The sequence below is a fragment of the Virgibacillus kimchii genome (assembly GCF_055379185.1).
On record NZ_AP043951.1, the window covers coordinates 3,505,439 to 3,526,484 of the forward strand.

The following is a 21,046-nucleotide window of genomic DNA, read 5'->3' on the forward strand; positions in this document are numbered from 1 at the left end:
TTAAACACCTGCCTATTCTTATGTATGAATTTAATTTTAACATCAAACCTTTAACCTGGTGATATTTATCACATATTGTTCATAAACATTTCATAAATAGAAGTTTGACACACATATTAGTCACTGCTAATATGATGATAGCAAAACATATTAGTGGTGTCTAATATAAGGGGGATAATATATGTTAAAAGTTGATATTGATACAAAGATGAAATTCTTGCACGGCTTTTCACACAAGACAAGAATTCAAATACTCGAAAGTATAAAAGAGGACGAAAAAACAGTTTCCCAAATTGTTAACGATTTAAATGGCAATCAGTCGAACATATCACAGCATTTAGCGTGCTTAAAAGGATGCGGACTTATTGTTGGAAGACAAGACGGAAAATATGTTTATTACCGTGTACGCAATCAGCTGGTACGTGATTTATTAACGATGTTTGATGTGGTGCTTGAAGATGTTCAAGAAAATATTGCTTGTTGTGAAAATCATATAGATTGAAGAAGGATGAATGGAAGAAAAGTACTCAATTATGGGAAACAGCTAATCAATTTTTAAATTAAGCTAAAACCATTTATGTCGCGCAAGATCAGTGCTGCATCACAAAGGATTTTCAATGTAGTTTATCAGTAGGGTGTGAAGAAATGTACAATACGATTGTTATAGGTGCTGGACAAGCAGGTCTTGCAATGGGATATTATTTAAAGCAATTTAACCACTCCTTTCTCATGTTGGATAAAAATCAAAAAGCGGGAGAAATATGGGATAAGCGATACGATTCTTTGGTTTTGTTTACTCCAAGATTATTCAGTTCATTACCGGGACTAGAGCTTAATGGGGATCCCCAAGGTTTTCCTTCAAGAGATGAAATATCACAATATTTGAAGGACTACGTGGAAACTTTTGAACTGCCAATTAAATATGATACTGACGTAACCAGGGTTCGGAAAAAGGATAGTATTTTTCACATTTCGACTGAGCATATGGAAATTAAAGCTGAGAATATCATCATAGCAACTGGTCCTTTTCAGAAACCAAGAATACCTGCTTTTGCGAACGAGTTATCAAATGAGATTGTTCAGTTCCATTCATCTGAATATCAAAATCATACTCAATTAAAAGAAGGAAATGTATTAGTTGTGGGTGGCGGAAACAGTGGAGCGCAGATAGCTGCAGAACTTTCGGAAATCAAGAAGACTTATTTATCTACCAGTCAACGGTTAACATTTCTGCCTTTGACAATCAGGAATAAAAGTATATTTTGGTGGTTTAATAAGTTGGGCATATTAAAGGCAACTTCCAATTCATTTTATGGAAAACTAATTCAAAAAAGAGGAGACCCAATCTTTGGTCTTGAATTGAAGCACGCTATTCGTAATGGTGATGTCGTCATTAAAAATAGATCAATGGATGGTAAAGAGGATAAGGTTATATTCCGGGACAACACGTTTCTTGATGTACAAAACATAATATGGGCTACTGGTTTCATATTTGACTATTCATGGTTAAATGTATCTGGGGTCTTGGACGAAAAAGATAAACCTATACATAATAGAGGTATTACCAACATAAAAGGTTTATATTTTTTAGGTTTACCATGGCAATATAGACGGGGTTCTGCACTTTTGCTAGGAGTAGGAGGTGATGCAGAATATTTAATGAACCATATTTCAAATTATTAGTAGGTGCTTCAAATATTTAATCGGTATTGAAAATTCCCGGAGATAACCATTTCTCTTTTTCAGCAGTTGTTGCTAAAGTAAATCCGGATTTCCTGACATATCCATTTTTCCACCGGTAATTCCTTCATATGGTAGTTCTCCCATTAACTTAATGATGATTATAAAGCGTGGTATCCCAAGATTCGCCTTCCCAATTTAACTCTTTTGTATTATTTATTTCTCTAAACAATTCATTTCCCATCGCATATAGGGTTATATTCGCTAAATCTTCTGCGGTTGTTACATGATTCGGATCAAAGAGACCATGAGGATTTTCAAAATTTGTATGTTGTACGCCAACATTTTCCTGTAAATACTCATTTAGATCAGAAGAAAATTGTTCAACACTTCCACTCATGTGCTCTGCTATTGCAACACCTGCATCATTTCCCGAGTTAATCATTAATCCTTGAATAAGTTTTTTTAGTGGAACTGTTTCCCCTTCTTCAAGATAGACACTAGAACCTTCCGTATTTCTAGCATAACTACTGACTGTAACAAGATCATCTAGATCCCCATTCTCTATCGCAAAAATTGCTGTTGCAATTTTGGTCACACTAGCTGGATACATCCTTGCCTGTTTATTTTTTTCAAAAATAACCACACCTGTTTTTGCATCAATAACAATAGCTGCTTCACTTGTTAAACTTGAGGGAGATGTATTGGGATGTCCATTTATTTTAATGGAATAAATGCATCTATAACGAAGAGGGTTATTATAAGTAGTACTATTTTTATCAATTTATCACCTGCTAAAATAATTGTCTTTTTTGTTGATAGCATAATTATCAAACGTCTATTTAAGCCATTTTAAAACTTATTTGTGCAGAAAATATGAAGATTTAGATAATGAAATAGATCTTTAATATTGTTACCAGACTGTAAAATTTTCTACAATTATTACGTTAGGACTATGAATAATTTCGTAAATGAAACACATATAGTTAATTATACTGGACAAGACAGAAAGGGGTAGAGTTAATGGGCACACCGTTACTTTTAATATTTATAACGATTTTCTCACTCTCATTGCTAATTATCTATAAAAACTTTTTCTATAGAGATAAGATTACAAAGATGGTTGGCATGATGGTAGCTATGCTCGGAAATATGATTGAGATAGAATATCAAAATTCTATCGTAATAATTATGTTCTTATTATTCCTTTCAACTTTACTATTGCTGCTTTACATAATCCAAAAAGAAGTCAATAAGAACAAGCTAATATTCTACACCAGCCCTTTGTTCATAGCTGTTCTTTTTGGATTACTTTTTATTGTATTTAATCAAATGGGACCAATTTTTACGTATGAAGAATCTCCAAATCATAATCAAATAGAAGATCATCATTAAAAGGAAGGGTGTCATTTAGTGCTGAACCCATCACCGTTAAGTTCTTTTAATTATTGTACTCAGTTATCATGTTCATATATTTGTCTCTTGGTCTTCATAAAAATGCAAATTTATCAGGTAATATTATCGTTGAAAGAAAAATAATTAAAAGAAATGATTGGGAGGTCATTATTTATGAAAAAGAGTTTATTAGCGGCAATCTTTTTAGGTTTCGTGTTATTGCTCGCTGCTTGTAGCGGGGATGACACAGAACAAACAGGAGACACTAGTTCTTCAGATGATTCTTCTGCCACTAGTCAAATTGACATTACAGTATCCAACTTTGAACTTGATCCAGCCGAATACACCGTAAATGCAGGTGAAGAGGTTAAAATAACTTTAACAAATGATGAGGGGATGCACGGGATTGCAATAGATGAGTTAGATGTGAATATTGAGGGTGATGGTGAAGCAACATTTACGCCGGAAGAACCGGGAGAGTACACAGTTTATTGTAATATTCCTTGTGGTCAGGGACATGATGATATGATATCAACATTGATTGTACAATAGTAACTGAGAGTCGTTGTTCAATTTCAATAAACGCCTGGATCATTAAAATGATCCAGGCGTTTATTGTTTAACTTTAAAAAAATCCACTCCTTAAGTGAGGAAACAAAATGAATCCCCTATTTACTTTTGGACTAAGAATTTATTTTTTGAATTGGGTTCAAGGGTAAAGCAGCAACCTTCCTGACCATCTTTAAACACCAATTATTCACTAAAAATGCACAGTACTTGCAAAATTATCACTTATAATTATAATAATGATAGATTTACTATGGAGCTGTTTAAGCCCTGGTGAAAAAATTACTTTTATCTAGAAATGAAGAGGTAAATTCATTGTTCAGTTTTTGGAAATATAGAAAAAGGAAACTATCCCTGCGAAATACGAGGTGATAGTTTCCTTTTTTAATAGACGATATCCAGAAAAATTGCTTCCTCGCTATTTAATGTTTAGTCTAAGGTTTCATAAAGCTGTCAATACTGGGTAAAAACTATTTAAATACCTAGGAGCTGAACTGCTTTATGAATGATTTCCAGGAAAAATATAATGTATTCCAATCCGCCTTAGAAATACCTGAACCATGGTATGTTTTCCACCATGAATTAGCTAAAGATGAAAAGACTTTACACATCTATATAGAATACAGATCAGGGGCTGAATTTTCATGCCCAAACTGTGGTAAATCCGGCTGTAAAGTACACGATATCTTAGATCAGAACCGCGCATGGAGGCATCTTGATTTTTGGCAATATCAAACGATTCTTCATGCTAGAATGCCAAGAGTAAAATGTAAGTCCTGTGGTAAAATACGTACCGTTAACATTGATTGGGCCCGTCCGGGGGCAGGTTTTTCCTTATATTTTGAGTATCATGTGATGTCTCTTATGCTTGAGATGCCTGTGGCTGCAGTCGCCCGCAAAGTTGGTGAACATGATACACGTCTTTGGCGGGTGTTTAAACACTACGTTAATCAAGCAATGGAGGACATGGATGTGTCAAATGTTACCCGTATAGCCATGGATGAAACTTCCCGTGCAAAGGGACATAAATACATCACATTGTTTATCGACATGGATACAAAACGCTTAATTTTTGCCACAGTCGGTAAAGATGCTGACGTACTGCAGGAATTCTGCTTATTCCTTGATAGTAAAGGTGTTGAACCTACCCAAATCAAGGAGGTCTGTTGCGATATGTCTCCATCTTTTATTTCAGGCATTGAAACAAACTTCCCAAATGCTTCCATTACCTTTGATAAATTCCATGTAATGAAAATGGTGAATGAAGCATTGGATTTAGTACGCAGACAAGAACAGGCAACACAGCCGGAATTAAAAAAGTCACGCTACTTATGGCTGAAAAACCAGGAGAATCTGACTAAAAAACAGGCATCTACATTTGCGAAACTAAAGGACCTGGACTTAGCTACCGGGCGTGCGTACCGCATGAAAATATCACTACAAAAGATGTGGAGCCGATCCATTATCATTTCGGAAATGTACTTTGACGAATGGTGCGATTGGGCTGTTCGTTCCAGGTTAGAACCAATGATCAAAGTAGATAAATCGCTTAAAAAGCATAAATCCGGTATTTTAAGGTGGTTCAAAACCAAAATGACAAACGGTCTGCTTGAAGGGATAAACAGCTTGATTCAAGCAGCTAAGCGGAAAGCCCGTGGGTATCGAACACCTGAGAATTTCATTGCCATGGCCTATGCGACAGTTAATAAGCTGGATTTGGTACCTGAGCCATGACTGTAGTTGTTCCTTTGTTTGCCTTGGCGACCACTACCTTGGATAGTTTATAGGTTGTCAAGCGAACTCCTTGACTACCTATAAATTATCCAAGACAATGCAGGGCGGCAAACAAGGAATGGCAGACTACTATTCAGGTCTAGTAATTTGATTTTTCAACATTAAATAGCGAAGAGCCAAATAATTGTACCACATTACTTTTCGTTAAAAGTTTTAAAAATGGCATATATATTGCATGTACTATTACATGGTATATCAATGATTACAGAGAAAAAGAGGTGATTTCTAAAAATCAATTGAAATAGATTCAGAAAAGGCTATACCAGTTTATTTTCATAAGAGGTTTCAACAGGAGGCATGCCAAATAAAACGGAGATCAATATTTTAAAAATTTCTTATCAGGCCGCAGTGTAGAAGAAATAATCGTGAATCTGGGAAGGGACGATTACCGTGCCTCTATTGAAAGTTCCAATAAGCTAGAGCAGAATGGTTACTAGACAGAACCGTTAGATGCTTTTCCGTCATGTTATTACTTGGTAGATAAAGGGTAATAAAACAAACCAGAAAAAAGAACTCACTGTATGTAAATTTAGCTGATGTATGAATTGGGAGAAAAGAGCACCATCTATCTACAGTTGTATTGTTACACCTCCAGCTGTGGAGGATGTAGAATTTGAAATTGTCCCTTCTTAAATGTGTGTCAAAAAGGTTTTGCTGTAATAATCGCTGAACATAAGTTTTAGATGATACCGAATTTGACAGATCATTTTATGCAATTCAAGACAGTGTAAAATTAAATTTACACCTTAAAAAAATTAATGAATTTGACTAGATTGGGAATTATTATATGGAAGCACATCTAGAAGTAGGACAGCTATCAAAGTGAGTAAAAAATTTAGTATTTATGGTGTTTTCCTCGGATTGCCTTATGAGTTGATAAACGTAATAAAGGAACTCAGCATATTTGTCACAATATAACCGAATAATTATCCTTTTCCAAAATATAATTCCTATTCCCGAGTGAAGAAAACTCATTTATCAACTCAAATGTAAACTTGGAGAAGAGTTGAAGCATTTTGGGCTTGAAGTTTTTTAAGAGCATCTCTGTGGAAACCAGCATATATCTGGCTTCTGAAAATAGAAGGAAGAGCTGCCTCTTAACAAACAAATTGCCACTGTCACTTTAGTCTAATTATAAATAATTTCACACTCACTAGCGTTGCATAAACATTAATTTAATTTTCAGTTTTTATCACTATCCAATTATTTTAATGAAATTAAATTGTACTATAGAACAAATAAAATTAAAAAATGTAAGCGTTTAATTGTTCTGGGTCTTAATTGAATTTCCAATATTTTCAAAGTATTTTAAGATAAGAGAAGAGGAGCGGTTAAGGTGATTACTAAGAAAATGTATCAAACTGTAGATGTTCATGTGGAGGGAGAACCATTAAGGATTATAATAGATGGTTTACCGGAAATTAAAGGGGAGACGCAACTGGAAAGAAGAGCCTACTGCAAGGAAAACCTGGATCACATTCGTGAAGTATTAATGTACGAACCGAGAGGACATCACGGAATGTACGGCTGTATCATAACCCGCCCTGCTAAAGAAACTTCGGATTTTGGTGTATTGTTTATGCACAATGAGGGCTGGAGTACGATGTGTGGTCATGGAATTATTGGCGTAGTAACGATGGGTATTGAGACAGGGAGATTTGAAGCAAAGGATGGTAAGAATAAATTTATTATTGATAGCCCTGCCGGTGAAGTCACAGCTTATGCCGAGGTAGCTGGAAATAGGGTAAGGTCTGTTTCTTTTGAAAATGTACCCTCCTTTGTTTTGAAAAAAGATATAAAAATGGAACTTGATGGCAAAGAAATTATTGCAGATATCTCGTTTGGCGGGGCTTTTTATGCGATTATAAACAGTCAAAGTTTAGGGCTAGAGGTTAGCAAAAAAAATTTACCGCATTTACAAAAATGGGGAACAAAGATAAAAGCTTATATTGAAAATAATTGGCATATTGTGCATCCCCTGGAAAAAGACCTAGAAGGAATGTATGGTGTGATTTTCTCGGACAAGCCAACGAGAAATGACGCAGATTTACGTAACGTTACCGTTTTTGCAGATGAACAGGTAGATCGTTCACCATGTGGAACTGGTACATGTGCTAGGTTAGCATCACTTTTTGAACATAGTGAAATAGATGATAATGGCAGTTTTGTACATGAAAGTATTACAGACGGTCATTTTGTTGGACAAATAATTGGAAAAGATACAGTGGGTAATTATCAAGCAGTTGTCCCCTTAGTTACAGGGTCTGCATTTATTACAGGGTTTCACCAATTTGTGATTGATCCAGAGGATACACTGCCACAAGGCTTTTTATTGGAGGAAATATAAAAGGACGTCTGTTAATGACCTCAAGAATTGGCCTAAAAGGTGTTGGAGAAAGTGTAACAAATCTATCAGTTTTGTTACTTTTACAATTTAGGGAGTGCTTAAGTAACAAATTTAAAAGTGTCTAATTATTTTAAATATGTAATGTTTATTTAAATGTTTTAGACAAATCAACCTAATATTAAACTATCTATCTAATAAAGAGAATATTTATTTCTGGGTTAACAAGGCATTGAGAAAAAAGAATAAATATTTTAGTTAGAACAGACGCTTTAGGTTAAGGGCAATAACACAGTAGTCAGAAGTAAAAAATAAATGAATTTTAAGGATATTGAAGATAGCAAAAATTTAAATTGGCATAAATGTTGCAATAATAGTAAGTAAGATAAGAAAAGTTTTTAAAAAAAGATAGTTAAAAACTTGTGAGGAGGATAGTTGGTGTTGCTTGTCGTTTAATTTAAATGCCGTTTCGTATGTTTGACTGGATAAGCCTTGTAGATAACCACATCAATATATTGTGGAGTACATATTAAAATAATTAAGAAAACCAGGGTATATAAACTAATTAAATAGAGTTAAATTTTAGGGGAATTACAAGCATTAGTATTTGCGAAAATATGTAAGGAATAAATATAAACTTACTGGTTGATATTATTCAGTTAATATGTATTATTCTGCTGACGTGGTAATTACAATGTGCTGTATGGTTGGGTCAAGTAGTTAAAGAATCAATTAAGAATCTATACTTTGAAAAGAGGGGATTTTAATGAACAATAAAAGATTATTGCTTGTTCTTGTACTTGCACTTGGAGCATTAATGGCAGCCTGTACAGACGAGGTAGGCGGCGAGAACAATTGGCCGGATGAGACGATAACAATTGTTAACCCGTTTAGCAGTGGAGGTTCGATAGATAGACAGTCAAGGGCATTAATTCCAGTCTTAGAAGAGAATTTAGATGCCTCAGTTGTGGTTGAAAATAGAGAGGGCGGTAATGGGTTAGTAGGTGCTCAGGATCACCTTCAAAGTGATCCAGATGATGGATCACACATCCTTTTTCATTCCTCACCTCACTTTGATGCAGGAATATTAAGAGGTGCGGAATACGAATTTGATGATTATGATTACATGGGAACTGTACACAATTCTCCGATAGGTTTGTTTGTACATGTGGACTCTGAATATGATTCTCTTGAAACTTTAATCGCAGATCTGGAAGACAATCCTGGTCAATTAAATTATGGCGTCTTACCGGGCTCGTGGGAAGATATTGCAGGGGTCATGCTATTAGAGGAATTAGGACTGGAAGCAAATGCTGTACCTTATGATGGTGGTGGACCATTACGTACTGCTCTCATTTCTCAAGAAGTTGATTTTGCTTTTACAGATATTGAAGGTGTATATGCCAGTATTAGAGAAGAAGCAAGATCACTGGGGATGTTTTCTAATGACCCATATGTAGATGATCCTGACATCCCGTTAATGAATGATTTGATGGAGGAATTAGGTATAGATGCAGAATTTCCTGAAATGTCTAGTGTGAGATATTTAAAAGTGAAAAAGGGCTTTAAAGAAGAGTACCCGGAAAGATGGGATACATTGATTGAAGCACTGGAAGCTGCGGTTACTAGTGATGAATATATTGAATGGGGACTTGAACAAGGTATGAATCTTGAATGGGTTGGTCCGGAAGAAACTTATGAATTCTTGAGTGGAGCACATGAGATCTTCTTGGAATACGCAGAAGTTGAAGACTAAAGGAGGAGAACAAATGGCTGCAAATATCGGTAATTACTTATTGTTAATTATCATTGGAGCATTTGGACTCTATTATTTTCTGGATGTTCGTTCCCTACCTAATCCTCAGGAAAGGGTAATCGTTGAAATTCTTTTTTGGGTATTGGTGGTTCTGCTGGCGATAGAAGCTAGCAGAACCACTTATAAACTTTGGAAAGAAAATAAAAATGAGAATAATAAGCAAAGTATAAAGAGTATATTAAAAGGATGGATTTTAAATAAACCAGTCATGCTATTTGTTGGTTTGTCCCTTTATATCTTGTTATTACCAATAATTGGATTTTTTGTGACCTCTGCTATTTTTTTGGTCACTTATAATTATTTATTGGGAAGTAAGAAATTATGGGAACTCACCTTATTACCCATTGCAATCTTGATTTCTGTTTATATACTATTCGTCCTTGTATTGGATGTAAGATTACCTGATGGATTTCTTATTTAACGTATAAGGGGGGAGAAGATGTTTTTTATAGAGGTACCATCTTTTTTTGCGGGAATAGACTTGCTGTTATCCTTTAACGTTGTACTGTATATCATTTTAGGTTTAATTGTTGGTATTGTGTTAGGAGCTTTACCAGGGGTATCAGGAGTGATGGGAATTGCAATTATGCTTCCCCTTACATATCAAATGGTACCAATTGATGCATTAATGTTCCTGACTGGTATATTTACAGGGTCTGTGTATGCTTCGGGAGTTACAGCTATCTTATTGAATATTCCTGGCGGCCCTGGGGCGGTTGCTACTACATTTGATGGGTACGGAATGACAAGAAAAGGCAGACAAAATGAGGCTTTAGGTATTGGGCTGGGTGCTTCTGTTCTTGGAGCGTTTCTAAGTTATATAGTTGTATTACTTTTTATACAACCTTTAGGCCAATTAGTCCTGCAGTTTGGCGCCCCGGAAATGCTGATGTTAACCGTATTTGCTTTCTCTGTTATTGGAGCAGTTCAAGGTAACTTTATTAAGGTGCTTATATCAGGTGTTGTAGGTCTTATGATTGGTACGATTGGAGCAACAGCTTTTGGCAACGCAAGAGGAACATTTGGTCAGGCAACCTTATATGAAGGAATTGAAATAGTTCCAGCTATTATGGGTCTGCTTGCAGTTTCAGAATTATTTTTTCTTATCTCAAGGAAAATGATTGTTGATGATGCAACAAAGGTTCAAAAAAACTTTAAAGATATTTTAAGAGGATTAATTTACCCGTTTAAAGACAAAATTAATAGCCTGCGTTCCATGGTTATTGGTTTATTTGTCGGATTAATGCCTGCAGCAGGAGGTACGGTGGCTGCTATAATGAGCTATGGACAGGCTCAGGTCTATTCAAAAAACAGGAAAAATTTCGGTAAAGGTGAACCCTCTGGCGTTGTTGCTGCGGAAACAGCTAATAGCTCCTCCGAGGGTGGAAGTATGACTACCATGATGACCTTTGGTATTCCCGGTAGTAGCGTGACAGCGGTGTTAATGGCTGGATTTATGATTCATGGCTTAACTCCGGGCCCTTATTTGATCAGGGACAACATGGATATGGCATATGCAGTGATAATAGGAAATATAATTCAAATGTTTTTCCTTTTAATCCTGGGTCTCATTTTCGTGTGGTACTTTAGCAGAATAGTACTTATACCTTCTCGCTTACTGATTCCTATAATTGCTGTTTTAGCTGTTCTGGGATCTTTATCTATTCGTGGAGTTTATATTGATGCTGTACTAATATTAATTTTTGCTTTTCTAGGGTTTATAATGCGTAAGTTAGATTACCCTATTATTGCACTTTTGCTGGGATTGATACTTGGCGGCATTGCTGATGGAGAGTTAACTCGCACGATGATAATGTACAATGGAAGATATTTGGAAATTCTAGAACGTCCTATTGTATTAATTATGATAGGGCTAACCATTTTGATGTTATTTGTTCCTCTTATTAGAAACTATGTTAATAGAAAAAAAGAAGATTCTGAACTAAAGAGTGAGTAAAGAGAATGATCGTGAGATATAAGTTGATTAAATGGTACACATACTTAAACCACAGCATGATTTATTTGAAATCCCGGAAGATATAACCTTTTTAAATTGTGCATCAATGAGTCCTTTTCTTCGTTCTGTTCGTACAGCTGGAGAGGAAGCTGTGAAAAGAGAATCAAAGGCATGGACCATCACGGAGGGTTGATTTTTTTTGGACACAGAAAAATTTCGTCACTTGGCTGCCTAGCTAATCGATGGAGATGTAGATGGAGTAGCAATTATCCCTTCAGTTAGTTATGGCATAACAATAGCAGCGGAAAATCTTCCTGCGCCCAAGGGCAGTACTATAATTAACGTATCTGAACAATATCCATCGAATGTCTACCCGTGGTGGGAATTGGCTAAAAAAACGGATGCTGAAGTTAAGGTGGTAGAGCGACCAAAGGATAGTAACTGGACAACCCCCCTGGAAGAAGCAATTACGGATAATACGAGTATTGTTGCTTTACCTCATTGTCACTGGACAGATGGAAGTAATATCGATTTAGAACGGATAAGCGCAAGATGTAAAGATGTTGGTGCTGCACTTGTAGTTGATGCGACACAATCACTTGGAGTAAAACCATTTAGTGTGAAAAAGATTAAGCCTGATTTTCTGGTAAGTGCAATGTACAAATGGTTATTAGATCCTTATAGCTTCAGTTTAATGTGGATCGCAGAGGAACACCGGGAAGGAAAACAAATTGAACATAGTTGGATCACTAGGGAAGGTGGCGAAGATTTTTCTCGTCTTGTAGATTATACGGAAAACTTCAGACCCGGAGCTCGACGCTATGATGTGGGGCAAACAAGTAACTTTACTTTAACTCCAATGGCGATTGCGGCATTAAAACAAATTATTTCCTGGGAAGTGGAAAATATAGAAGCAACATTGGAATCATTGACAGACTATCTCGCAGAAGAAGCTAAACAAATAGGGTTTTACACGATTGAGAAGCAGTTTCGCTCTGCACATATTATTGGCTTACAGCACCCAGATTCAATTCCACCGGAACTGGCCAAACAACTTGTCGCGCAAAAAGTCTATGTGAGTATTCGCGGTTCCTCCATACGTGTGTCACCATATCTATATAATACAAAAAGCGATATAGATCGTTTTATTACGTCAATATCAAATATAATGGAATAGCCGCACATCATTTTATAAGTTGCTTATAATAAGTTTTTTACAGAAGATAGGTGTAAATTACTATTCTTATAGAATTTTAAGTACTCGCGTGAAATGGAGCATTATGAAAGTATAAAATAACTAAAAAAATGGTTCCAAGTGGATTGGAACCATTTTTTGTAGTATTTTTACCTTCTTCCGCATTTGCCTCTTTATCTTTGGCAAGCTACTTCATTTAATATGCAATCCTTAGCGGAATTGCTGATTTTACAGACTATTTACTTTCTTGCTTTAACATAGACTCCCACTTTTCTTGGATGGATATTTTCCCCTTTTTCACATCCGGATGAAATTGAATAAACGCATTCTCCCTCGTTTGTTCAGTTGCTCTGATGGAGTTTTGTATTTCAACATCGAGACCGCTGTGACCGGATTTACTGGCGATCGTTAGTCCGGCAGTTCGACCTTGGGATGCAGCAACCTGTGCGCCTTCTATGCCAGTAATGTTCCCGGCGACATATAGGCCTTCTAAATTTGTTTCCATTCTCTCATTATGTAAGGGAACATATCCTCCTAACTCTTCAACGAGAAAAAATGGACATCCTGCAACTGCTGCAAGTTCTGCCAATGGATAAAGACCACCGGCAATACAGACAAAATCTGCAGATATATTTTCTTCTGTACCTGGGATAACTTCTCCATTTGTGTTAATCGTTGCAACTGTTACACCTTCCACCTTATCCTCACCATATATTTCAGTTACAGCCTTTCTCAGTTGTATTGGGATATTCCACATTTTTACACCATTCTTTGGATAAAAAGTAATTCCTATTCGTTTCATAAACTCATTTTTCATGAATTTACTGCCGATTTTAACAAATTGAGACGGTGCCATGTGTGATACATGAAGTAACGAATCCATTACTCTTTTTGGGTGGGCTGCTTCAGCTGTTACCTGGTTATTTTTTGGGAGTGTGATAGCAGCTATTTCGACACCGGCAAGGTTTAGCTCCATAGCAATTGCAGCTGAAAGGACATTGACACCAATAATGACACCCCGTTTTCCCGGTTTCACACGGTGAACATTTGTCATCACCTGTGCAGCACCAACAGACATAACACCTGGTAATGTCCAACCAGGGACTGGAACAGGAGACTCTGCTGCCCCGGTTGCCAGCAGTATATGATTGGCTGTAAAATTGTTGCTTTCAGTATAGACAATCCAGGAGTCACCTGTCTTTTCGATATTATTTACGGAAGTATTCAAGTGGAACTTTACGCCAAGGTTCAGTGCCTCTTTATAAAGATTTTCAGATTCTTTAATTCCGTTCCACCAGGTGCCGTCCGGTTGTTCATAGAGTTGTCCCAGCAATCTCCCTCCCGCAAGCATATATTCATCAATTACTGTAACATGGAGTTCCCTTTCTGCACAGGTGATGGCGGCAGTTAAGCCTGCTGGACCTGATCCTATAATGATAACGTTATTCATTATCCGGCCTCCAATCCTTTACGGAAGTCGGAAACTTCTTGCTGCTCTCTACAATCATACCTTCCCTTAGGGGAGTCAAGCATGCACGTTGCCCTTGTTTTCCATTGATGGTTACTCTGCATTCATAACAATGACCAATGTTACAATAAATACCTCTAGGGGTTCCGCTTTCTTCATGTTGTCTTAAATTTCGAATGCCGTTGGCTAAAAGTGCAGCAGCTAATGACTCATGTTCAAGACCACTGTAGCTATTCCCATTAAAGGTAAAAGAAACATAATTGCTTTCCGTCAACTTACCAAGTATAGGATGATCAAAAATTCTTTCGGTCATTTATCCTCCCCTCCTAAATCAGAAAAACTAATCGGACGTATTGGTGCCTGATATTTAAGTGATACCTTTGTATGATTTTCTATATAATTTTCTGTTTTCGCTATACTATCGATCATGCTCCTGCATGATCTGCCCCCGCAATATCCCATCCCTGCCCTTGTACGTAATTTTAGCTCTCTTGCATTACAGTTGTAGTTAGTCACTGTATCAATGAGTTCTTTATAAGTTACTTCCTCGCATCTACATATAATCATTTCACTTTCCGTCAATTGGATCACCCGGCTTTCATAGATTTCATCTATAATACATGCAAAAATCAAGCCAAGAATATTTTTTGCGAATGTGAGTTGTATATTATATCTGCATGATCTGCAGTTGGCTAATAATATCCTATCTTTTCAGTGCTTAATACTGCTGCTACTAAAATCATATGAATCCGCTTATAAATATGCGGTAAAATTTGAATTTCTTATACATCTAAGCCTAATTTGTTTATACGGTTATACAGTGTTGCACGTGTAATTTTCAATTTTTTTGCACATTCGAGCTTGTTGCCATTTACTTCTTCAAGTTGCTTAAGAATAATTTCCTTTTCTGTTTCCTGAAGCCTTTCGCTAAGAGAGCGATTGTCATTGTCGCCAACATAAGGACTTTTTCCGTTAGCTACGGGTGTTATACTATTTGATTCAAATGGTAAATGCTCTGGTTTTATTTCGCCATTCTCTGAAAAAACAACTAATCGTTCAATGACATTTTTTAGTTCACGAATATTTCCTGGCCAATGGTGGCTTAATAAAGCTTGCATGACCTGCTGGGATATACCGTGAATTGGCCGATTATACTTAATGGAAAGCTCATATAGAAAATAATGCGTTAGTTCAATAATGTCTTCTGGACGTTTACGAAGGGGTGGTATTTCCAGGCTTACAACATTTAAACGATAATAAAGATCCTCCCTGAATTTTCCCTCCTGTACAAATTCCTTTAAATCTCTATTAGTTGCAGCGATTACTCTGAAATCAACTTTTTTCTCCTTTGTGCCACCAACTGAATAGAACTTTTTTTCTTGCAATAGCCTTAAAATTTTCACTTGCATATCTAAAGGCATTTCACCAATTTCATCTAAAAACAAAGTTCCTCCTTTAGCCAGCTCAACTTTTCCTTTCTTTCCTCTTTGATCAGCACCTGAAAAAGCCCCTCTTTCATAGCCGAAAATCTCACTTTCAAAAAGAGCTGAAGGAATAGCGCCGCAGTTTATTGCTACAAATGGCGCATCTTCTCCTTCACGGATACTGTGAACTGCTTTTGCAAATAATTCTTTGCCAACACCGCTTTCTCCATATATCAGTATATTGGTACTTGTTAATGCTGATTTTTTTGCCATGCTAATAGTCCTATTTAATATGGAGCTATTCCCTTTAATAGGAGTAAATGGGTCTTCGGAGGGAAGTAATTTATTCACTTCTTTTTCAAGGTTGAAGAGTTTTTCGGTTGTATTTGATAATTCGTTATGCAATCGTATTTGGCTTGTGATATTCCTTTCTGAAACTACTGCTCCAATAATCTTCTTATCTAAATAAACTGGATTGGAATTAATTAAAACTACCAAATCCTCCCTGGCATGATGTTGAGAATTAGTTTCAGAAGTTCCGTCATTTAGTGACTTAAGAAGTGCTAAGCGTTCTGGGTGGAAAAAATCAGTAATTTTTTTCCCTATAATTTCTTCCTTTTTAATATTAAATATATTTTCTGCACCTTCCGTCCAAATTAGTACATTTTCTTCAGCGTCGATTACTGTACATGAGCTGTCAATTGTATCAAGAATAGTTTGGAAAAACGCTTTCATTTTGTCGTTCATGTTTACCAGTTGTTTAGAAAGATTAACGGGAGTAATATAGCCAATATATTTTTCATCGTTACGGATGATTAAATGATTATTTGTTTCGATGACATCTAGCATTTCATAGATGGTTAGTCTATTAGAAACTTCTTTACAAGTTTGAAGGTAGACTTTTTCGTTAATAATTTCTGCTAATTGTATTTCTTTGTTGTTACTTAGAAATAATTTATTTGGCTTGCTGGTCTTTATGAATGTGTATAAGTCTTCTTTTTTTAAGTTGGCGTTCTCTATTACTTTTATGTTTGTATCCATCACTTGTTCAATATTTGTTAAAAACAAAGACATTCCTATTCCTCCTTTGTGTAAAAAGATATATACAACATTATAACTATTTTTACACAAACTCGTTAAAAAAACAATGTGGTCTTCGATATAGTGTTGTACTGGAACTGGTCAACATAAATCCAATTATTGTTAGGATTGATTTTCTGCTCCTGCATATTTTAGTTGGCATGTATATTGCATAAATATATATGAGCGGATAAAGAGAGGTGTATATTTGTGAATAATGTACTTCATCGGGATATAGTCATAATAGGCGGAGGCATTATCGGAGCAGCAATTGCCTACTACAGTTCAAAAGCAGGACTGGACATTACAGTACTTGAAAAAAATGAGTTGGCAAGTGGAACCTCATCAAGATGTGATGGAAATATCCTGGCAATAGATAAAGACCCTGGTTTTGATAGCCAGATGTCATTGAAAAGTCAACAGCTCGTTCATGAACTAAGTAAAGAGCTTGAAGTTTCATTTGAATATCGAAATCCGGGAAGCATTCTTGTTTGTGAAAATGATACTGAAATGGATGCGGCGCAAAAATGGGTGAATCAACAGCAGGAAGCGGGATTGGATTTTAAAATGCTGGACCGTGAAGACTTACGTAATGAATCGAACTATTTTGCCGATGACCTATTCGGTGGACTGGAATGTAGGACTGATTCAACGGTTAACCCTTATATGTTAACGTATTCAATGTTTTACAGTGCTGAAAAGTTAGGTGCAAAGATACATACCAATACAGAAGTAAGAAATTTAAATAAAAATGAATCAGGCAATTTTGTTATTGAAACAAATCAACAATCCTTTACAGCAAAAAAGGTAGTAAATGCCTGTGGAGTGTGGGCTCCTATAATTGGTGAAATGGTGGGTGTCCATATTCCGATCCAACCTAGGAAAGGCCAACTGATAGTCGCTTCAAGACAACAACCTGTTGGTTTACGAAAAGTAATGGAATTCGGCTATCTAATCTCCAAGTTCGGTGGGGAACGAATGGTTGATCCGATAACAGAAAAATATGGGGTTGCGCTTGTATTTGAACCAACAGAAAGTCAAAATTTTTTAATTGGCAGTAGCCGTGAATTTATTGGCTTTGATACGACAGTGAGTAATGAAGTTACAAAATATATCGCCAAAAGAGCATTGCGTTTTTATCCAAAAATTGCAGATATGACAGTTATTCGGACATATGCAGGATTGCGTCCATGGACGGAAGATCATTTGCCCATTATTTCGCATGTGGATGAAGTACCAGGGTTTTATGTAGCCGCTGGTCATGAAGGTGATGGAATTAGTCTTGCAGCAGTTACAGGTAAAGTGATTGAAGAAATGCTGTCTGAAAAAGAAACCTGCATTCCAATAAAACAGCTTCGTTACGATAGATTTCAGGAAAAGGTGATGAACTAAATGAATTTTCAACGATTATTTTCAACCATAGATACACATACCGGGGGCAATCCCACCAGGACAGTAATAAGTGGACTTCCGGTTGTAAAGGGAAATACGATGTCAGAGAAAATGCTTTATATGAAGGAAAATTATGATTGGATTCGGAACTTTTTAATGAATGAACCGAGGGGACATGATGTGATGTCCGGAACGCTCTTAGTGGAACCATGTCACCCAGATGCAGATGTAGGAGCGATCTTCATTGAGACCGGCGGTTACCTCCCAATGTGCGGACATGACACGATTGGCACTTGTACAGCATTAGTTGAAGCAGGTCTAATCGAAGTTTCCGAACCGTATACCTATGTAAATATGGATACACCAGCCGGATTGATAGAAGTAAAAATCAAGGTGGAGAACGGGAAAGCACAAGAGGTTACTTTTGCAAATGCTCCTTCATTCTTGCTGAAATCGATTGACATAGATGTAGATGATATAGGTAAAGTAGAATGCGATATCGCGTATGGCGGTAATTTTTATGGAATCATTGATGCTCGTAAACTTGGTTTGGAACTTACGAAAGATAATGCTTCTACCATCATTGATAAAGCAATAACCATTCGTAATGCAATTAATGAGTCTGAATCTGTTATACACCCAGAACATCCTTTTATTAATGGTTTAACACATATTGAATTTTTCACAGATCCTGTTCATCCAGAGGCAGATGTGAAAAACACAGTCGTTGTACCTCCAGGCGGAATTGACCGTTCGCCATGTGGAACCGGTACTTCCGCCAAGCTCGCCACGATGTTCACAAAAAATGAAATTGGCGTAGATGAGTTATTTGTACATGAGAGCATTGTAGGTTCCCTGTTTAAAGCAAGAATACTAGAGACGTCAAAAATCAAAAACTATGACGCTATCATTCCTGAAGTGACTGGGTCAGCATGGATCATGGGAATGCATAGGTTTTTCTATAATGAAAAAGATCCGTTACGGGAAGGTTACTTGCTTATTCCTCCAATGAACGATCGGACGAAAGAAGGTGTTTAAATGAATTTTGAAAAAATGTACTCCACTATTGATGCACATGTGGCCGGGGAACCATTTCGGATTGTTATTCAATCATCCATCAATTTAAACGGAGATGATATTAAATCAAATCATCAACTGTTGCAACAATCATTTCAGGATGAAAAAGAATTATTGTTGAATGAACCGAGAGGGCATCGCGGAATGAATGGGTGTATTGTTACTTCTTCCAATGTAGCAGATTTTGGTGTGTTGTTTTTCAATCATGATCAGGAAGTTCCGTTCAAGTATGAGGGGCTGGTAACATCCGTAACTGCTTTACTGGAGACTGGTAATCTAAAAGAAAAGGAAAATGGTATTTATAAAATAGAAACTATCCACGGTACGTTTTCAGTTAAAGTAACATTTGAAAACCAGGAAGTGTCGAATGTTTATTTAGAGAGTAATACATGTAAGGTTAAGGAAGTTAGTCCCGAATACCAAATAGTAACCGTGGATGATTCCAGAAATTATGCTATTTTTCCATTGCTAGATTCAATCCCCGGGATCAATATTGATCATTTATCTTCCATAAAACAATGGGGGAAAAAGACAACGGAAAGATTTATCAACGAAAATATTCTTTTTGACGGCATTATCATGACGGAGATGCTGGATAAAGCAAAAAACAAAATTCGTTCCGTAACCTTTGAAAAAGATGGAGCTATTACGCGTTCCCCGGTGATGGACAGTACTTTTGCTATCTTTACAGCAATAAGAGAGAAATCAAATGAATATGATCATCTTACTAATTACAGTATTTTTAACAGTTCGATTACTGCCTATCCCTTGTCTGAAACAACGGACCGGTTTTCGGTTGATATACAAGCATTTACTACAGGAATACATCAGTTCATATATGACGAAGCAGACCAACTGAAAAATGGGTTCCTGTTGAAATAATAAAAGGGAGGCCTTGCTGTTCTAATTCCAAAAATTGCACAAAACTACAATTGATCAAAAAAATTGAAGGAGGAAATTACATTGACACATTTAGAAGGAGCATTCCCGGTACTTATCACACCGATGACTAAGGATGGGAAGGTGGATACAGAAGGGTTAAGACAAAATATCGATCATTTTATTGACGAAGAAGTGGCAGGCATAGCCGTAAATGGCAGTACAGGTGAATTTGTAAGTCTAACAAAAGAAGAGCGTCTCCTTGTAGCAGAAGTTGCTGTAGATCAAGTCGCGGGACGTATTCCGTTAGTTGTAGGAACGGCAGCAGAAACGACAGAAGATGCTGTGTTTTACACACAACAGGCAGAAGCAATTGGAGCGGATGCGGCGTTGCTTATTAACTCTTATTATGCACATCCAAAAGACGAAGAAATCTATGAACATTTCAAAACAGTAGCTGAATCAGTGAAATTTCCAATTATGATTTACAATAACCCATTTACATCCGGAGTCGATATCGGAACAGATACGTTACTAAAGGTTGCTAGAGATGTGGAAAATATTACGCATATAAAAGAATCCAGTGGAGATATTGCGAAGCTTCGTGATATTACAAGACAAGGGAAGGGGGATATAATAACATTTTGTGGATCAGATGACTTAGCGCTTGAATCATTTTTGGTAGGTGCAACCGGATGGATTTCTGTAGCTGGAAACATTGCGCCTAAACTGGTAACGGAACTTTATAATAGCGTGAAAGAAGATAATCTGGAAAAAGCATGGGAGTTATATGATCAAGTTTTGCCACTGTGTAACTTCTTGGAAGGTTCTGGAAAATTTGTACAGATTGTCAAGCGGGCAATGGATTTGCAAGGCTTGGCAGGAGGACCTTCACGTAAGCCAAGACTACCATTGACAGATGAGGAAGATGCAAAACTTCAGACAATCCTTGACAGTCTATTGGTTAGCAAATAAAAA

Annotated in this window: 18 protein-coding genes and 1 pseudogene; 14 read left to right on the forward strand and 5 right to left on the reverse strand. The window is 36.6% G+C overall.

Going from position 1 to position 21,046, the window contains the following annotated elements:
- The first annotated feature begins 181 nt into the window (after positions 1-181).
- Together ACZ42C_RS16960 and ACZ42C_RS16965 are read left to right on the forward strand one after the other, a co-directional pair.
- A complete protein-coding gene (locus ACZ42C_RS16960) occupies positions 182-502 on the forward strand; it encodes an ArsR/SmtB family transcription factor (RefSeq protein ID WP_461181893.1) in 321 nt (106 codons plus the stop codon).
- Between the two features lie 143 nt (positions 503-645).
- Entirely contained in the window at positions 646-1,683 is a 1,038-nt protein-coding gene (locus ACZ42C_RS16965) for a flavin-containing monooxygenase (protein WP_461181892.1), read from the forward strand.
- Positions 1,684-1,738: 55 nt separating this feature from the next.
- Here the strand turns inward: ACZ42C_RS16965 and ACZ42C_RS16970 are convergent.
- A pseudogene (locus ACZ42C_RS16970) lies at positions 1,739-2,463 on the reverse strand (D-alanyl-D-alanine carboxypeptidase family protein); the annotation flags it as partial.
- 240 nt (positions 2,464-2,703) lie between these two features.
- Between ACZ42C_RS16970 and ACZ42C_RS16975 the strand changes: the two are divergent.
- From ACZ42C_RS16975 to ACZ42C_RS17010, 8 genes are all read left to right on the forward strand, one after another.
- On the forward strand, positions 2,704-3,075 hold the full coding sequence (locus ACZ42C_RS16975) for a hypothetical protein (RefSeq protein WP_461181891.1): 372 nt from the start codon (positions 2,704-2,706) through the stop codon (positions 3,073-3,075).
- Between the two features lie 174 nt (positions 3,076-3,249).
- Positions 3,250-3,627 (forward strand): cupredoxin domain-containing protein, encoded by a 378-nt coding sequence (locus tag ACZ42C_RS16980; protein ID WP_461181890.1) that lies wholly within the window; start codon positions 3,250-3,252, stop codon positions 3,625-3,627.
- A 516-nt stretch (positions 3,628-4,143) separates the two neighbouring features.
- The gene (locus ACZ42C_RS16985; RefSeq protein ID WP_461181889.1) at positions 4,144-5,376 is read left to right on the forward strand and encodes an ISL3 family transposase; all 1,233 of its coding nucleotides are present in this window, start codon (positions 4,144-4,146) and stop codon (positions 5,374-5,376) included.
- 1,411 nt (positions 5,377-6,787) lie between these two features.
- Positions 6,788-7,783, forward strand: a complete 996-nt coding sequence (locus tag ACZ42C_RS16990) for a proline racemase family protein (protein WP_461181906.1) — start codon at positions 6,788-6,790, stop codon at positions 7,781-7,783.
- 763 nt (positions 7,784-8,546) lie between these two features.
- Positions 8,547-9,536: a tripartite tricarboxylate transporter substrate binding protein gene (locus tag ACZ42C_RS16995; RefSeq protein ID WP_461181888.1), complete on the forward strand. Its 990-nt coding sequence runs from the start codon at positions 8,547-8,549 to the stop codon at positions 9,534-9,536.
- Between the two features lie 13 nt (positions 9,537-9,549).
- Positions 9,550-10,017, forward strand: a complete 468-nt coding sequence (locus ACZ42C_RS17000) for a tripartite tricarboxylate transporter TctB family protein (RefSeq protein WP_461181887.1) — start codon at positions 9,550-9,552, stop codon at positions 10,015-10,017.
- 18 nt (positions 10,018-10,035) lie between these two features.
- On the forward strand, positions 10,036-11,553 hold the full coding sequence (locus ACZ42C_RS17005) for a tripartite tricarboxylate transporter permease (RefSeq protein WP_461181886.1): 1,518 nt from the start codon (positions 10,036-10,038) through the stop codon (positions 11,551-11,553).
- A 295-nt stretch (positions 11,554-11,848) separates the two neighbouring features.
- Positions 11,849-12,730 (forward strand): aminotransferase class V-fold PLP-dependent enzyme, encoded by an 882-nt coding sequence (locus ACZ42C_RS17010; protein ID WP_464891369.1) that lies wholly within the window; start codon positions 11,849-11,851, stop codon positions 12,728-12,730.
- A gap of 253 nt (positions 12,731-12,983) precedes the next feature.
- Here ACZ42C_RS17010 and ACZ42C_RS17015 read toward each other — a convergent pair whose 3' ends face one another.
- The 4 genes from ACZ42C_RS17015 to ACZ42C_RS17030 all read right to left on the reverse strand — a co-directional run bounded on the left by ACZ42C_RS17015 (position 12,984) and on the right by ACZ42C_RS17030 (position 16,714).
- Entirely contained in the window at positions 12,984-14,198 is a 1,215-nt protein-coding gene (locus ACZ42C_RS17015) for an NAD(P)/FAD-dependent oxidoreductase (protein ID WP_461181885.1), read from the reverse strand.
- Positions 14,191-14,529: a (2Fe-2S)-binding protein gene (locus tag ACZ42C_RS17020; protein WP_461181884.1), complete on the reverse strand. Its 339-nt coding sequence runs from the start codon at positions 14,527-14,529 to the stop codon at positions 14,191-14,193. Before ACZ42C_RS17020 ends, ACZ42C_RS17015 begins: the two co-directional genes overlap by 8 nt.
- Positions 14,526-14,783 carry a (2Fe-2S)-binding protein gene (locus tag ACZ42C_RS17025; RefSeq protein ID WP_461181904.1) on the reverse strand — a complete coding sequence of 86 codons (258 nt, stop codon included), beginning with the start codon at positions 14,781-14,783 and terminating at the stop codon, positions 14,526-14,528. The genes ACZ42C_RS17020 and ACZ42C_RS17025 overlap by 4 nt, the downstream gene beginning before the upstream one ends.
- 215 nt (positions 14,784-14,998) lie before the next feature.
- Entirely contained in the window at positions 14,999-16,714 is a 1,716-nt protein-coding gene (locus ACZ42C_RS17030; protein WP_461181883.1) for a sigma-54 interaction domain-containing protein, read from the reverse strand.
- A gap of 216 nt (positions 16,715-16,930) precedes the next feature.
- Here ACZ42C_RS17030 and ACZ42C_RS17035 point away from each other — a divergent pair, with 216 nt between their 5' ends.
- The 4 genes from ACZ42C_RS17035 to dapA all read left to right on the forward strand — a co-directional run bounded on the left by ACZ42C_RS17035 (position 16,931) and on the right by dapA (position 21,043).
- Positions 16,931-18,112 (forward strand): NAD(P)/FAD-dependent oxidoreductase, encoded by a 1,182-nt coding sequence (locus ACZ42C_RS17035; RefSeq protein ID WP_461181882.1) that lies wholly within the window; start codon positions 16,931-16,933, stop codon positions 18,110-18,112.
- Positions 18,113-19,150, forward strand: a complete 1,038-nt coding sequence (locus ACZ42C_RS17040) for a proline racemase family protein (protein ID WP_461181881.1) — start codon at positions 18,113-18,115, stop codon at positions 19,148-19,150.
- Entirely contained in the window at positions 19,151-20,071 is a 921-nt protein-coding gene (locus tag ACZ42C_RS17045) for a proline racemase family protein (RefSeq protein ID WP_461181880.1), read from the forward strand.
- A gap of 81 nt (positions 20,072-20,152) precedes the next feature.
- Entirely contained in the window at positions 20,153-21,043 is an 891-nt protein-coding gene (gene dapA, locus ACZ42C_RS17050) for a 4-hydroxy-tetrahydrodipicolinate synthase (RefSeq protein ID WP_461181879.1), read from the forward strand.
- The last annotated feature ends 3 nt before the right edge of the window (positions 21,044-21,046 follow it).

What these genes read in the sequence shown, in the direction of transcription:
- ACZ42C_RS17030 (WP_461181883.1), bottom strand. Translation starts at nt 16,714, where the DNA reads ATGTCTTTGTTTTTAACAAATATTGAACAAGTGATGGATACAAACATA.
- ACZ42C_RS17045 (WP_461181880.1), top strand. Translation starts at nt 19,151, where the DNA reads ATGAATTTTGAAAAAATGTACTCCACTATTGATGCACATGTGGCCGGG.
- ACZ42C_RS16985 (WP_461181889.1), top strand. Translation starts at nt 4,144, where the DNA reads ATGAATGATTTCCAGGAAAAATATAATGTATTCCAATCCGCCTTAGAA.
- ACZ42C_RS16995 (WP_461181888.1), top strand. Translation starts at nt 8,547, where the DNA reads ATGAACAATAAAAGATTATTGCTTGTTCTTGTACTTGCACTTGGAGCA.
- ACZ42C_RS17015 (WP_461181885.1), bottom strand. Translation starts at nt 14,198, where the DNA reads ATGAATAACGTTATCATTATAGGATCAGGTCCAGCAGGCTTAACTGCC.
- ACZ42C_RS16975 (WP_461181891.1), top strand. Translation starts at nt 2,704, where the DNA reads ATGGGCACACCGTTACTTTTAATATTTATAACGATTTTCTCACTCTCA.
- ACZ42C_RS17020 (WP_461181884.1), bottom strand. Translation starts at nt 14,529, where the DNA reads ATGACCGAAAGAATTTTTGATCATCCTATACTTGGTAAGTTGACGGAA.
- ACZ42C_RS16960 (WP_461181893.1), top strand. Translation starts at nt 182, where the DNA reads ATGTTAAAAGTTGATATTGATACAAAGATGAAATTCTTGCACGGCTTT.
- ACZ42C_RS17025 (WP_461181904.1), bottom strand. Translation starts at nt 14,783, where the DNA reads ATGATTATATGTAGATGCGAGGAAGTAACTTATAAAGAACTCATTGAT.
- ACZ42C_RS17040 (WP_461181881.1), top strand. Translation starts at nt 18,113, where the DNA reads ATGAATTTTCAACGATTATTTTCAACCATAGATACACATACCGGGGGC.
- ACZ42C_RS17000 (WP_461181887.1), top strand. Translation starts at nt 9,550, where the DNA reads ATGGCTGCAAATATCGGTAATTACTTATTGTTAATTATCATTGGAGCA.
- ACZ42C_RS16990 (WP_461181906.1), top strand. Translation starts at nt 6,788, where the DNA reads ATGTATCAAACTGTAGATGTTCATGTGGAGGGAGAACCATTAAGGATT.
- ACZ42C_RS16980 (WP_461181890.1), top strand. Translation starts at nt 3,250, where the DNA reads ATGAAAAAGAGTTTATTAGCGGCAATCTTTTTAGGTTTCGTGTTATTG.
- ACZ42C_RS16965 (WP_461181892.1), top strand. Translation starts at nt 646, where the DNA reads ATGTACAATACGATTGTTATAGGTGCTGGACAAGCAGGTCTTGCAATG.
- ACZ42C_RS17005 (WP_461181886.1), top strand. Translation starts at nt 10,036, where the DNA reads ATGTTTTTTATAGAGGTACCATCTTTTTTTGCGGGAATAGACTTGCTG.